This is a genomic window from Nitratireductor mangrovi, assembly GCF_007922615.2.
Lineage (GTDB): Bacteria > Pseudomonadota > Alphaproteobacteria > Rhizobiales > Rhizobiaceae > Mangrovimarina > Mangrovimarina mangrovi.
The window spans coordinates 4,287,041-4,300,363 of the sequence record NZ_CP042301.2 but is presented as its reverse complement, the minus strand read 5'-3'; the positions used below and the strand labels follow the sequence as shown (position 1 = coordinate 4,300,363).

Here is a 13,323-nt window from a genome sequence, read left to right as displayed (position 1 = left end):
CGGGCAAAGCCAAGCTCCCGCACGCGACGAAACCAATGCGCAAGAGTGACGACCGCGAGACCTCATTCGTCTTCCGGAACAATACGATGAAAGGCGCGAAAAGGGGGCCGACTGCGGACAGGCAGCTTCCGGTTTTCGGGAAGCGCTAGCCGACTTTCGATTTGCGATGGAAACAATCCAATCTCTGATGGGTCGGCGACTCTGGTAACCACCGAACGTCTCGTAACTTGTACGAGTCTGAGCGATTCCCAGTGGGTATCAGTTCTTATGCGGGATTGGTTGGCCTTCGGTCTCGGAAGACGTGAAGTTCTTGAGCGCATTGGCGAGTTGCATGGCAAATCGGGCGGAGGCAACCGGCAGCGTACGCCCGCGCATCTGGCCCAGGATAAGATTGCCCGGCGGCAGGTCGCGCTCCGAAATCGGCTTGAAGACCAGCGATCCGTCGCCTGGATCGCGGAGGCCGATAGGTATCTGAAATCCGATGACGTTCTCGTGCATCACATAGTGCCGGATGAGTTCGAAGCTCTCCGTCTCGACGACCGGTGATATCCGCCGCGTGCCGCGCCTGGCGGCAAAATCCATGAGATGCCGGACACCGTATTTGATCGAGGGGGCGACATGAGCCGTATCCAGACAATCGCGCAGCCGGATCTCTTCCTTGGCAGCCAGCGGATGGTCGGACCGCATGACCACGTTGATTGCCTGCGGAATGACGTGAACAACCTCGAAGTCAACGAGGTAGACCGGTTCGAACACCAATGCGAGGTCGCTCGCATAGTTTGCCAGTTCTTGTTCGGCTTGAGCCCGGTCCCTGACGTTGACGGTAAACGTCACGCCGGTGTGGTCGGCGCGGTATTTCGAGATCTCCTGAGGCAGGAAATACGGCAGCATCGCCTGCGAACACGCGATCGACACATGGCCGCGGCGCTCGCCCGAAAGATCCGCAACCTGGCTGTGCACGCGCGAAAGGTCCGACAGCGTCGTGCGGTAATGCTGCAGCACTAGCTCGCCTGCCGGATTGAGCCGCATGCCGCCCGGCAGTCTTTCGAACAATTCGGCCCCGAATTCTGCTTCGAAACGCTGGACCCGACGCACCAGCGCGGAAGCGGTGATGTTCATGTCCTCGGCCGCTCGCCGCATTGAACCTGCTCGGGCAACGGCCTCGATAAGCCGGAACGTCTGGAGGTGTTTCATGAAGCCGCTCCAAGGGCGATGCATTTTTTTCACCGCATTGGTGAAATCATAGCAGTTTTCGCTAACACGAAAAACTGCAACCTGACTGACGGAATTTCCTCCTTTTCCGAAAGGTCCTGCCATGTCGATCAGCAGACGCCACTTCCTCGCGACCGGCGCCGCCGTCATGGGCACATTGCCCTTCGCCCGTGCCATCCCCGCACTCGCAGCCAGCGACACGCTGGTCGCCGTTAGCGGTCAGACCATCAATTCGCTTGACCTGCACCGCACCGGCACCAATCGCGCGAGCTATCAGATCGCTATCAACTGCTATGACCGTCTGGTCACCTTCGGCACCAAGGAGGCGCCGGGCGGGGGCCTCTCCTACGACTATTCGACTATCGAACCCGAACTCGCCGAGAGCTGGACGATCTCCGACGATGGACTTGTCATCACCTTCAAGTTGAAGCCAGACGCCATCTTCCAGGACGGATCCAAGGTTACGGCAGAGGATGTCAAATGGTCCTTCGACCGGGCCGTCTCGGTGGGTGGTTTCCCGTCCACGCAGATGAAAGCAGGCGGGTTTGAACGCCCCGACCAGTTCGAAGCAGTCGATGCCGAGACATTCGTGGTCAGGCTCGACAAGCCGTCCAAGCTTTCGCTACCGGACCTCGCGGTGCCGGTTCCTTTCATCATCAATTCGAAACTCGCCAAGGAACAAGCGACCTCCGACGATCCCTGGGCCACCGAATACCTTCACCAGAACACCATCGGCTCCGGCGCATACAAGGTGACGCGCTGGGACAGCGGCCAGCAGGTCGTCTTCGAAAGGTTCGACGGATGGGTCGGCGGTCCGCTGCCACAGGTACGCCGCATCATCATGCGTGAAGTGCCGTCGGCGGCGACGCAGCGGGCGCTAGTGGAGCGTGGCGATGTTCACATCGCATTCGACATTCCCGACAAGGATGCGGCGGAGCTGGCCGACAAGGTCACCGTCTATTCGACCCCGATCGAAAACTGCATCCACGCGCTTTGCCTGAATACGAAATTCGAGCCGTTCCAGGACCCGGATGTACGCAAGGCCATCGCCTACGCAGTGCCGTACGAGGCCATATTCCAGGCTGCAGCCTACGGACGGGGCGCTCCGTTGTGGGGCGGCGAGGCCGAGATTAGCGACATCGCCTGGCCCCGCAAGACACGATACGCCACCGATGTCGACAAGGCCAAAGAGCATATGGCGAAGTCGAAATATCCTGACGGCTTCGACACGACTCTCTCGATCTCGACCGATCTCGCCTACTGGATGGAGCCGGCCGCTCTGCTGATCCAGGAAGCCGTCGCCAAGCTCGGCATCAAGGCGGAGGTCGAGAAGATCCCGGGCGCCAACTGGCGCACTGCATCGCTGGTCGAGAAGCGGCTGCCATTCCACCTCGAAAATTTCGGTGGCTGGCTCAACACGCCCGACTACTACTTCTTCTGGGCCTATCAGGATGGCCACCTGTTCAACTCCTCGAACTACTTCAACGAGGAGGTGGAGCAATTGACCAACGAAACGCTCCACATGGCGATGGACGACCCCGAATACGCGCCGAAAATCAAGCGCATGTTCGAGATCGTTCTCGAGGATCTGCCACGCATTCCGCTTTGGCAGCCGGCCCTGAATGTCGCGATCAACGGCGCGGACGGGTACGAGTTCTGGTTCCACCGCCAGCTCGATGTTCGACCGCTGCAGTCCGCCGAGAGCTGATCCGTGAACGGACGCGGCACCGCCATATTGATGCGCATCGCGCAGGCGGTGCCGGTCGTCATCGGTGTCGTCATCATCAGCTTCGTGCTGACACGAGCACTGCCGGGTGACCCGGCAGTGCAGTTCGCCGGAATTGCGGCGACGCCTGAATCTATCGAGGAAGTCCGCGTCCAGCTTGGTCTCGACAAGCCGCTCCCGGAGCAGTTCGTCATTTATGTCGGCCAGCTCCTCCAGGGCGACCTCGGCCAGTCCGTATCGACCGGTCGTCCGGTAACCACTGAGCTGGCTTCGCGGCTGCCGGCCTCGCTCGAACTCACGCTATGCGCGCTCATCCTGTCCTGCGGAATCGCCATTCCGCTTGGCGTGCTGGCCGCCACCAGGCCCGGCAGCTGGATCGATCAGCTCTGCCGGCTGCTTGTGACGGCAGGCGTGTCGCTGCCGACATTCTTCACCGGCATCGTGCTGATCTACGTTTTCTATTACCTTCTGGGCGTCGCACCCTCACCACTCGGGCGGCTCGATTTCATCTATCTTGAGCCTCCGCACGTCACCGGTTTCTTCCTCATCGATGCGGCAGTTGACGGTGACTGGGAGACATGGCTCGGCGCGCTGAAGCAGCTTGTCCTGCCAGCGATCACGCTTGCCCTGTTCACGCTGGCGCCGATCGCGCGCATGACCCGCGCCGCGATGCTGTCTGCGCTTTCCGCCGACTATATCCGCACCGCGCGCGCGGCCGGCCTGGGTTCCCGCGAGGTGCTTTACGGGTATGCGTTTCGCAATGCGCTGCTGCCCGTTGTCACCACGCTCGGCATGGTCTTCTCCTTCGTGCTCGGTGCCAATGTGCTGGTGGAGAAGGTTTTCGCCTGGCCCGGCATTGGCTCTTACGCCGTCGAGGCGCTCGTCGTTTCCGACTATGCCGCCGTGCAGGGCTTCGTCCTGTCGATGGCGTTGCTGTTTGTCTTCCTCAACCTCGTGATCGACCTGACCTACTCGGTAATCGATCCGCGCTTCGGGACGGCAGCGAAATGACCGAGACAAGCGTGACAGCCTCGGGCGCTCTGGCGAGCGATACGAATAGACGCTCCGGAACCCTTGGATACGTGCTTTATGTGCTCAAGGAAAATCCGGTCACGGCCGTTTCCTTCGGCATGTTCGCTTTCTTCCTGCTGTCGGCGCTCATCGGCCCCTATCTCGTGCCCTACGATCCGCTGGCGACGAATGCCGCCATTGCATTGCAGCCGCCATCGTGGAGCCACTGGTTCGGCACCGACAGTCTGGGGCGCGATGTCTTTTCGCGCGTGATTGTTGCGACGAGGCTCGACCTCATCATCTCGGTTGCCGCCGTCGCGCTCTCTTTCGTGATCGGCTCGCTACTGGGCGCGGTCGCCGGCTATCGCGGCGGTTGGACCGACAATGTGCTCAACCGCATCCTGGACACGATCATGGCGTTTCCGCTTTTCGTGCTGGCAATGGGCATCGTTGCCGCGCTGGGCAATTCGGTCGCCAACATCATTTATGCGACGGCCATCATCAACATCCCCTTCTACGCCCGGGTGGTCCGCGCGGAGGTCAACATCCGTCGCGAGGCCGGGTTCACGCTCGCCGCCAAACTTGCCGGCAATCCGGACTGGCGCGTGCTGGCTGTCCACATATTCCCCAATGCGCTGCCGCCGGTGATGGTGCAGGTTTCGCTCAATCTGGGCTGGGCGATCCTGAATGCCGCCGGTCTCTCCTTCATCGGCCTGGGTGTGCGCCCGCCAACGCCCGAATGGGGCATCATGGTCGCCGAGGGCGCCAATTTCATCGTCTCGGGCGAATGGTGGCTGGCGCTGTTTCCAGGCCTCTGGCTGATGCTCGCGGTTTTCACCTTCAACCTGATGGGCGACGGTCTGCGCGACATCGTCGATCCACGGCGGAGGACCTGACATGCTGTCGATCAAGGAGCTTCAGGTCGGTTTTCGCACGCGGCGCGGCGACGTAGAGGCGGTCAAGGGGATCAGCTTCGAACTCGCGAAAGGCGAAAGGCTCGGCATCGTCGGCGAAAGCGGATCAGGCAAGTCGGTCACGTCCTATGCTCTCATGCGCATCCTCGATGCGGGCGGGTCGATCCGAAACGGCGAAGCCATTTATTCGGGTGTCGATTTGCGCCGCGCTTCCGAGAGTGCGATGCGCGACATCCGCGGTCGCGAAATTTCGATGGTCTTCCAGAACCCGCGGGCGGCCCTCAACCCGATCCGCAAGGTCGGACACCAGATCGAAGACGTGTTGCGTCACCACGGACGCGCTACGCGCCAGGAGGCCCGCGAAAAAGCAATCGCGGCGCTCGAAGCTGTGAAGATCAACGATGCCGCCGCGCGCTACGAGGCCTATCCGTTCGAACTCTCGGGCGGCATGTGCCAGCGCATCGTGATCGCAATCGCGCTGGCCTGCGAGCCAACGCTTCTGATCGCCGACGAACCGACGACCGGTCTCGACATCACAACCCAAAAGGCCGTGATGGACCTTGTCGATGAACTTGTCCGTGCGCGCGGCATGTCGTCGATCCTGATTACCCACGACCTCGGGCTTGCCTCGCAATATTGCGACCGTATCGTGGTGATGAAGGACGGGCTGATCGTCGAGGAAGGCCGGCCTGCCGACCTGTTCACGAAGCCGAAGCATCCCTACACGACCAAGCTGGTCAATGCGACGCCGCGGCGCGGCGCCACCATCCGTTCGCTGCTGCCGGAAGACCAGCGCAAGCCATTGGAACCACGCTCGATCGGCAACGCGCCCATGATGGAGGTGGTCCGGCTTACCAAGACCTATGAGGGCAAGTCGGGTCCGGTCCATGCGGTGAAGGACATTTCCTTCACCATCCGCGAGGGGGAAAGCGTCGGCCTCGTCGGCGAGTCCGGCTGCGGCAAGTCCACCACATCGTCAATGATTGTCCGGCTGCTCGATCCGACTTCGGGCCACATTCTCTATCGGGGCCAGGACCTCGCGACGATTGCCGCTTCCGGGTTCGCCCGAAATCCACTGCGGTCCAAGATCCAGATGGTGTTCCAGGATGCGACGGACAGCCTGAACCCGCGCCAGACTGCGCGGCAGGCAATCGCCGAACCGCTCAAGCACCTCACACCACTCAAGAGGGAGACGCTTCGAGCCCGGGCTGAAGAACTTGCTGCGCTTACCGGTTTGCCGCCGCATCTGCTCGACCGGTTCCCGCACCAGCTTTCCGGTGGCCAGAAGGCGCGCGTCGGCATTGCGCGCGCCATTGCACCAGATCCCGACCTGCTCGTCCTCGACGAGCCGACCGCAGCTCTCGACGTTTCCATTCAGGCCGTCGTGCTCAACCTGCTGGCCGATCTCAGGGCGAAGCTCGGCATGAGCTACCTGTTCGTCAGCCACGACCTGAATGTCGTTCGCCTGCTCTGTGACCAGGTCGTGGTGATGAAAGGCGGCTTGATCGTCGAATCCGGGCGGACCGAAGACGTCATGGACAACCCTGAGGATGCCTACACCCGCCAATTGCTTTCCGCCGCGCCGCAGGCGCCGGACCGGAAGGCGGCATGAGCATTACAACAGCCAGAAGAATCGTGCCTATGAATATCAAAGAACTGCCATTCACGATTGATGCAATCGCCAAGGCATATGCGGAGGGCGTACGGCCGGAAGCGGTGATTGCGGAGGCGTTCCGGCGCCTGGAGGCCGTGGGCGACCCTGGAATATTCATCCATGAAGCGCGCGAGACAGCGCTTGCGGAAGCGGCAGCGCTGGGCAAGCCCGACGGCCGTCCGCTGTGGGGAGTTCCTTATGTCGCCAAGGACAACATCGACGTAGCCGGCATGCCCACGACGGCCGCTTGCCCGGACTTCGAATATAGGCCCGCTGACGACGCCTTCGTGGTTTCGAAACTGCGCGCCGCCGGCGCGATATGCCTCGGCAAAACCAACCTCGACCAGTTCGCCACAGGTCTCGTCGGTGTTCGCACGCCTTACCCGGTGCCGCGCAACGCGCTCGACCCCGAGATTGTGCCGGGTGGGTCGTCCGCCGGATCGGCGGTGGCGGTGGCGCAAGGCATGGCGGCATTTTCGCTTGGAACCGACACTGCGGGATCGGGCCGGGTTCCAGCTGCGCTCAACTCCATTGTCGGCCTGAAGCCGACACTCGGAGCACTGTCGAGCTCGGGAGTCGTCCCCGCCTGCCGGACGCTGGACACGATCTCAATTTTCGCGATGACGGTGGCCGATGCTTGGACAGTTTTTGACGCCGCCTGCAGTTTCGACGCAAAAGACGCCTACTCGCGCGACATCTCCGTTTCGGACCTGTCGGCGGTGCCACCGGCCCTCCGCATCGGCGTCCCGGATACAAAGAGCCTGATCGCATTCGACAACGGAATGCAGGAGACCGACTTTCGCGGTACTGTCGCGAAACTTGCATCGTCGGGCGCCACAATCGTCGAGCTCGACTTCGAGCCGTTCTACGCAGTCGCGCGCATGCTCTACGAGGGCGCATGGCTTGCCGAGCGGGTATCCGCTGTCGGCGACCGTCTGACCGAAAAGCCCGAAACGCTCCATCCCACCACACGCGCCATACTCGAACCCGGCCTCGCGCTCAGTGCGGTCGACGCTTTTGAGGGCCAGTACCGCTTGAAGGAGCTGGAGCGGGCCTGCCTGAACCTTTTGGCGAAGGTCGACGCGCTCTGCGTTCCGACCATCCCGTCATTTGTTTCGGTGAAGGAGATCGAAGCCGATCCGATCGGCCCCAACTCGCTTCTCGGCACCTACACCAATTTCGTCAATCTGCTCGACATGTGCGGGATCGCAATTCCAACGGGCACCCGCGCGGACGGTCGGCCGGGCAGCGTTACGCTGCTGGGGGAGAAGGGCCGGGACGCGCTTTGCGCCGCAGTCGCCCTGACGCTGGAAGCCGGCTCGATGGGCGCGACTGTCTGGGAGCGGCCCACGCACACGGCGATCGAACCCGGTGCACCCCGCGACTCCGAAATCGCCATCGCTGTCTGCGGCGCGCACATGTCGGGTCTGCCGCTCAACCACCAGCTCACCGATCTGGGCGGTCGGTTCCTACGCGCCGCGCACTCGGCACCGGAATACGGGCTCTACGCCCTCGCCGGAGGCCCGCCCGCCAGGCCGGGCATGGTGCGCCAGGCGAAAGGCGGCGGATCGATCGCGCTAGAGGTGTGGGCGCTGCCGAAGTCCGGAGTGGGAGCATTCCTCGCCGGCATTCCGGCGCCGCTTGGGCTGGGTACCGTCACGCTCGATGACGGCAGCGCGGTGAAGGGTTTCATTTGCGAAGCGCATGGAATTGCCGAAGCGAAAGACATCACCGCGTTCTGTGGCTGGCGCGCATGGCTGGCGGCCGGACAGAAAACCGCAGCCCAGGAGGCTGTCGCCTGATGCCAGCTACGATACCGGCCGCCGACGTTCCGCGCCCGCCGCCGGTGGCACATGTCAGCACGATAACCGATCTCATGTGACCAGCTTGCATCATGTCGCCGGCACGATGTCGGCATCTGCTGATTCACGGTTTCCGGCGCCCAGCGCCGTCACATCGAGGTGCTACCCCTCATCTGATTGACCTATTCACCAGAACCGCGCCGGCGGACAAGGTTGTGCAAATAAATCAGGCGGCAGGTGAGTTAAGACGAGTCGTCCGATGCGGTCAGAAGCCGAAGCCCAGTCGTATTCCAGGGGCTGAAACGGGGCCGCATGCGGACTGGAAGCTCTTGCAGAGGCAAAGTCTGCCCCAATGACCGAAATGAGGGTGCATAGCCGACGGCCGTTGCGGGGCCGTCTTCGGACGGTCAGCTATCGGATGGCGCGGGCGGATAGCTGCCGTTCTGCACCCGACCCATGCCTGCCGTTCGGCGAAAAATTTCCCACAATAGCTGACGTCGATCCTGCACTTAAGCGCGCTGTAGACTTCGCGTAAACTTGGGTCAAAGAGGAGGTTGCCGTGCGTCGCGTCAAGTACCGCGTGCCAGGATGTCACTAGTCTAGAAATCAGTGACGAGATCCGGAAGAGTGGCTACATATTTTTCAGCAGTCATCGGCCGAACGAGAGCATCGTCGCGATCGCAGAGCGTTTCGGCAAACCTCTGGTCCCGTGGAAAAATGGACTCGTGCAGACGCTCAGCGCACATCCAGATCAATGCTTCAATGTTTGACTCTGGATACGTAACCGCAAATATGGATAGATGCCTTTGGGAGGAGCCAATGGCAGATATCGAACTGGCGAACGTCTCAAAGAGCTTCGGCACTGAGCGGGTCATCGACAACCTTTCGCTGGTGGTCAATTCGGGCGAGCTCATCGTGTTTCTCGGGCCTTCTGGTTCGGGAAAATCCACCTTGCTGAGAATGATTGCGGGCCTCGAATCGATCGATAGCGGAACGCTGACAATCGGCGGCAAGCGCAGCGAGCATCTGGCGCCCGGCCAGCGCGGCGTGGCGATGGTATTCCAGAACTACGCGCTGTATCCGCATATGACCGTTCGCGAAAACATGGCGTTCGGGCTCCACAACATCCGCATGGCGAGTGACGAGATCGAGCGCCGCGTTCACGAAGCGGCGCGTATTCTCGAAATGGGCGAACTGCTCGGACGGCGCCCGGCCCAGCTTTCCGGCGGGCAGCGCCAGCGCGTCGCGATCGGCCGCGCAATCGTGAAGGAACCGAAGGCATTTCTTTTCGACGAGCCGCTCTCGAATCTGGATGCGGCGCTCCGGGTCCGTACCCGCGTTGAGCTAGCCGAACTGCACCAGCGCATGAAAGCGACGATGATTTACGTCACGCACGACCAGACCGAGGCGATGACACTGGCCGACCGCATCGTCGTTCTCCATGATCGGAAGATCGAGCAGATCGGGACGCCGATGGAGGTGTATCTCAGACCCGCATCGCGTTTCGTAGCGGGTTTCGTCGGCAGCCCGGGCATGAACTTCATGCAGGCGGACGTGTCGGGCGGCGGCCAGGCCATCGCGAGGCTCGGCGACGGCGCCGCGATGCCGCTTGACATCGGCAATCCTGCCTCGGGTTCCTACGAACTCGGCATCCGGCCAGAGGGCATCCGGGTTGTCAATTCCGGCAACGGCAAAGCGGCTACGACCCACGCCAAGGCAGGTGTGGTCGAGCGGCTCGGCGAACGAACCCTGATTTACTGCACGCTGAAGGATGGTACGGAGGTGATTGCGCAGGACGGCGGCCGTTCCGAGGTTTCGCCCGGCGACGACATCAGCCTCGATTTCGATTCCTCGGCGGTGCACCTGTTCGACCGGTTCGGCCAAGCCTACCACTCGCACTGAACGACCGTGTTCGCGCCTATCCCTTGATGCCGGCGCTCAGCGTGATGGCTTCCGTCACCCTGCGCTGGAACAGCAGATAGGCCAGCGCCACCGGGAACCCGGCAAGGACGGCGGCGGCCAGTTCGCTGGCGTAGTAGACGCCGAAGCTGTCGTTGGTTTGTGTGATCCCCACGGTGATGGTCATCAACTCGGTCTTGGTGACCGCCAGGAACGGCCACAAGAACGCGTTCCATGCCCAGATGAAGGTGACGATCGACAGCGCGGTCGTAACACCCCAGTTCATCGGAATGTAGACCTTGAACAGGATCCGCCATTCCGACGCGTTGTCCATGATGGCCGCTTCGCGGAAATCCTTGGGCACCTGATCGAAGAACTGTTTGTAGACGATGATGATGACGGGGTGGATGAGCTGCGGCAGGATGATGCCGGCCCAGGTGTTCAGCAGGCCCATATTCGCCATGAGCACGAAGTGATTGATGATCAGGACCTGCGTGGGCACCATGAAGCTGGCGAGGATGAACCACCACAGCGCCGTCCTGAACGGAAAGCGCAACTGGGAGATCGCGTAGCCGGCGAAGATCGAGCTGCCCACCGTCAGCACCATGACGCCGAGGGCCGTGGCGATCGAGTTCATGTACCAGTAGCCGATCTGCGTCTGGGTCAGGGCGAACACATAGTGCTCGAATGTCAGCGTGTCGGGCCACAGCTCGATATAGGGCCGCACCACCTCGTTGTCGGGCTTCAGCGAACTCACGACCCCCCAGTACATGGGAAATGCCCACAGCACTGCGAGCACCACTGTCAGCAACGTGATCGCCAGTCCGGCAACATTGAAGCGGCGGGCGGTGACCGGGTTCATCGCTTGCCGCTCCCTGAAAACCGGGTGAGCTGGAAATTTAGCACCGAGACGACGACAACGATCACGAACAGGACAACGGCGATCGCCGCCGCCCGTCCGCCATGGTTCGACTGGAAGGCGCGCTGGAAGATGTAATAGACCATGACCAGGTTGTCGTTCGGCCTGCCTCCCACCGAGAACAGATAAACCTGGTCGAATATCTTCATCTGCAGGATCAGCTGGATCGTTAGGTTCAGGGCGGTGATCGGCCACAACAGCGGCCACGTCACCTTGCGGAACGTCGTCCAGCGCCCGGCATTGTCGAGCGACGCCGCCTCGTAGATTTCCTGCGGGATGGCGCGAAGGCCGGCCAGGAACAGCAGGATGTTGAAGCCGCAGGTCCACCAGATCGTGATGAAGGCGACCGCCGGCATGAACCATGTCGTTGTCTTGAATACCGGCACCCTGGCGATGCCCAGCATGTCGAAGACGTGCATGGCGATGCCGAACTGGAAGTTCATCGTCCAGTCCCACAGGCGATAGACGACCGAAACCGGCAGGATGTAAGGCAGGAAAAACAGCGCCAGGATCAGCGCCTGCATGCGCCCCGTCAGCCTGCTGACGCCAAGCGCGATCGCCAGCGCGACGGCGGTGCCGGGAACGACCGACAGCGCGACGAAATAGGCGGTATTCCACATCGCCGTATCGAAGCGGCGGTCGCGGCCGAGGCGGGTGTAGTTCTCGATGCCGACATAATCCCCCTCGCCGATCAGCGGGGCGTCCGTGAAGGACAGCAGGAACATGTCGATGGTGGGATAGACGAAGATCAGCCCGTACACCGCCAGGAAGGGTGTAAGCAGGATCAGGGCGACAAGCCACTCATTCTTCGTATCGCGTATCAAGGTGAGACTCCAGGCGAACAGGGTGCCCGCATTGGGGCACCCTGCCGGGGAGGATCACAGATCGTTCAGTTCGACCTTGATTTCTTCGACCGCTTCCGCCGGATCCATTTCACCGTTCAGCGTCGGGACGAAATAGGTGGACATGACGTCGAAGATCGGACCAGCGATACCAGCCAGCGTCGACTTGGGATCGAAGATCATGTTCTGCGTGAGCGGCGAATAGGTCGCGTTGGGCTCCATCGCCTTGTACTCGGCGCTTTCGGTGACCGGGCCGTAGGCCGGGATGTGGCCGGCGGTCGCCCAGAACAGCGAGTTCTTGGAGATCCAGCTCATCACCTCAAGCACGGCGTCGCGCTTTTCGGCGCTCATGTCGCCGGCGGGAATCGCGAAGGCGTGGCTGTCGGCGTAGGTCGAGGGATGATCGAAGATCACCGGCAGTTCAACAGCGCCCCACTCGAACAGCTTGCCGTCCTTGTGCAGGTCGGTCATCGTCGGGACTTCCCAGACGCCGTTGATCATCATCGCCGCTTCGCCCGAGGTGAACAGCGCGACCGTTGCCGGGTAGTCCGTATAGGTCGACTGCAGGCCCTCATTCGTCCACTCGGCAAGCACGGAAAGCGCGTTCTGGAGTTTCTGCCCATTGTCGCCGACAAGGAACTCCCCATCGGTCATCAACTCGCCGTCCTGCTGTCCCATCAGCGAGTAGATGGTGCGGAACATGAAGTTGCCGTCGGCGGTGACCGATCCAAGCGGGAACTTGACCGACCCGGAATCCTTCAGTGCCTGAAGCGTTTCGGTAAAGCCCTCGCGACTGTCCATGCCCATCGGTGTGCCGTCGTCGTTGAGCCGCCCGGCCTGCTTGAGAAGGTCCTTGTTGTAGTAGAGGACGATCGGGTGCGTATCGAGCGGCACCGCGTATTGCTTGCCGTCGATGGTGACCGCATCCCAGGTCGAGGGCGCATAGTCGCTTTTGGCCAGGTCCATCTTCGACCAGTCATCCGCCGTGATTTCCGACAGCAGGTTCTGGTCCACGGCCAGCGGAATGCGGCTGGCGTGATAGGTCATGATGTCGGGCGCTTCGCCGACCGGCACAGCCGTCTGCACCTTGGTGTAGAACGGAACGCCCCATTCCAGCGTGGTGGCATCGATCTTGATCTCGCCTTCGTGCGCGGCATTGAAATCAGAGATCATCTGCTTCATGCGCACGCCGTCGCCACCGCCAAGGAAATCCCACCAGACAACGGTTTCTTCTGCATAGGCGGCGGACGACATCAGTACCGCCGCCGCCAACGCGCTTGTTTTGAGAGCACTCAGTTTCAACATCTGCTTTTCCTCCCTAGGTGTGCGGCCGTGATGCCGCGC

General features: G+C 61.7%; 10 protein-coding genes. 6 read left to right on the top strand and 4 right to left on the bottom strand.

The window, feature by feature from the left end:
* Nucleotides 1–258: 258 nt before the first annotated feature.
* Nucleotides 259–1,362, bottom strand: a complete 1,104-nt coding sequence (locus FQ775_RS21090) for a LysR family transcriptional regulator (RefSeq protein WP_349291488.1) — start codon at nucleotides 1,360–1,362, stop codon at nucleotides 259–261.
* On the opposite strand from FQ775_RS21090, the gene FQ775_RS21085 reads away from it, so the two are divergent.
* The 6 genes from FQ775_RS21085 to FQ775_RS21060 all read left to right on the top strand — a co-directional run bounded on the left by FQ775_RS21085 (nucleotide 1,316) and on the right by FQ775_RS21060 (nucleotide 10,221).
* A complete protein-coding gene (locus FQ775_RS21085) occupies nucleotides 1,316–2,920 on the top strand; it encodes an ABC transporter substrate-binding protein (protein ID WP_146300938.1) in 1,605 nt (534 codons plus the stop codon). The genes FQ775_RS21090 and FQ775_RS21085 overlap by 47 nt on opposite strands.
* 30 nt (nucleotides 2,921–2,950) lie before the next feature.
* Nucleotides 2,951–3,949, top strand: coding sequence for an ABC transporter permease (locus FQ775_RS21080; RefSeq protein WP_146302049.1), 999 nt, complete (start codon nucleotides 2,951–2,953; stop codon nucleotides 3,947–3,949).
* Nucleotides 3,946–4,845, top strand: a complete 900-nt coding sequence (locus FQ775_RS21075) for an ABC transporter permease (protein WP_146300937.1) — start codon at nucleotides 3,946–3,948, stop codon at nucleotides 4,843–4,845. The genes FQ775_RS21080 and FQ775_RS21075 overlap by 4 nt, the downstream gene beginning before the upstream one ends.
* A gap of 1 nt (nucleotide 4,846) precedes the next feature.
* Nucleotides 4,847–6,475, top strand: coding sequence for a dipeptide ABC transporter ATP-binding protein (locus tag FQ775_RS21070; RefSeq protein WP_146300936.1), 1,629 nt, complete (start codon nucleotides 4,847–4,849; stop codon nucleotides 6,473–6,475).
* 29 nt (nucleotides 6,476–6,504) lie between these two features.
* The gene (gene atzF, locus FQ775_RS21065; RefSeq protein ID WP_146300935.1) at nucleotides 6,505–8,319 is read left to right on the top strand and encodes an allophanate hydrolase; all 1,815 of its coding nucleotides are present in this window, start codon (nucleotides 6,505–6,507) and stop codon (nucleotides 8,317–8,319) included.
* Between the two features lie 819 nt (nucleotides 8,320–9,138).
* A complete protein-coding gene (locus tag FQ775_RS21060) occupies nucleotides 9,139–10,221 on the top strand; it encodes an ABC transporter ATP-binding protein (RefSeq protein ID WP_146302048.1) in 1,083 nt (360 codons plus the stop codon).
* Nucleotides 10,222–10,237: 16 nt separating this feature from the next.
* On the opposite strand, the gene FQ775_RS21055 is transcribed toward FQ775_RS21060, so the two are convergent.
* From FQ775_RS21055 to FQ775_RS21045, 3 genes are read right to left on the bottom strand one after another with little or no spacing between them, the layout of a single operon-like run.
* On the bottom strand, nucleotides 10,238–11,080 hold the full coding sequence (locus tag FQ775_RS21055) for a carbohydrate ABC transporter permease (protein WP_146300934.1): 843 nt from the start codon (nucleotides 11,078–11,080) through the stop codon (nucleotides 10,238–10,240).
* The gene (locus FQ775_RS21050; RefSeq protein WP_146300933.1) at nucleotides 11,077–11,961 is read right to left on the bottom strand and encodes a carbohydrate ABC transporter permease; all 885 of its coding nucleotides are present in this window, start codon (nucleotides 11,959–11,961) and stop codon (nucleotides 11,077–11,079) included. Before FQ775_RS21050 ends, FQ775_RS21055 begins: the two co-directional genes overlap by 4 nt.
* A gap of 54 nt (nucleotides 11,962–12,015) precedes the next feature.
* Nucleotides 12,016–13,284 (bottom strand): extracellular solute-binding protein, encoded by a 1,269-nt coding sequence (locus FQ775_RS21045; RefSeq protein WP_146300932.1) that lies wholly within the window; start codon nucleotides 13,282–13,284, stop codon nucleotides 12,016–12,018.
* Between the last annotated feature and the right edge of the window lie 39 nt (nucleotides 13,285–13,323).

What these genes read in the sequence shown, in the direction of transcription:
- atzF (WP_146300935.1), top strand. Translation starts at nt 6,505, where the DNA reads ATGAATATCAAAGAACTGCCATTCACGATTGATGCAATCGCCAAGGCA.
- FQ775_RS21080 (WP_146302049.1), top strand. Translation starts at nt 2,951, where the DNA reads ATGCGCATCGCGCAGGCGGTGCCGGTCGTCATCGGTGTCGTCATCATC.
- FQ775_RS21090 (WP_349291488.1), bottom strand. Translation starts at nt 1,362, where the DNA reads ATGACGGCGGCGCCGGTCGCGAGGAAGTGGCGTCTGCTGATCGACATG.
- FQ775_RS21055 (WP_146300934.1), bottom strand. Translation starts at nt 11,080, where the DNA reads ATGAACCCGGTCACCGCCCGCCGCTTCAATGTTGCCGGACTGGCGATC.
- FQ775_RS21070 (WP_146300936.1), top strand. Translation starts at nt 4,847, where the DNA reads ATGCTGTCGATCAAGGAGCTTCAGGTCGGTTTTCGCACGCGGCGCGGC.
- FQ775_RS21060 (WP_146302048.1), top strand. Translation starts at nt 9,139, where the DNA reads ATGGCAGATATCGAACTGGCGAACGTCTCAAAGAGCTTCGGCACTGAG.
- FQ775_RS21075 (WP_146300937.1), top strand. Translation starts at nt 3,946, where the DNA reads ATGACCGAGACAAGCGTGACAGCCTCGGGCGCTCTGGCGAGCGATACG.
- FQ775_RS21045 (WP_146300932.1), bottom strand. Translation starts at nt 13,284, where the DNA reads ATGTTGAAACTGAGTGCTCTCAAAACAAGCGCGTTGGCGGCGGCGGTA.
- FQ775_RS21085 (WP_146300938.1), top strand. Translation starts at nt 1,316, where the DNA reads ATGTCGATCAGCAGACGCCACTTCCTCGCGACCGGCGCCGCCGTCATG.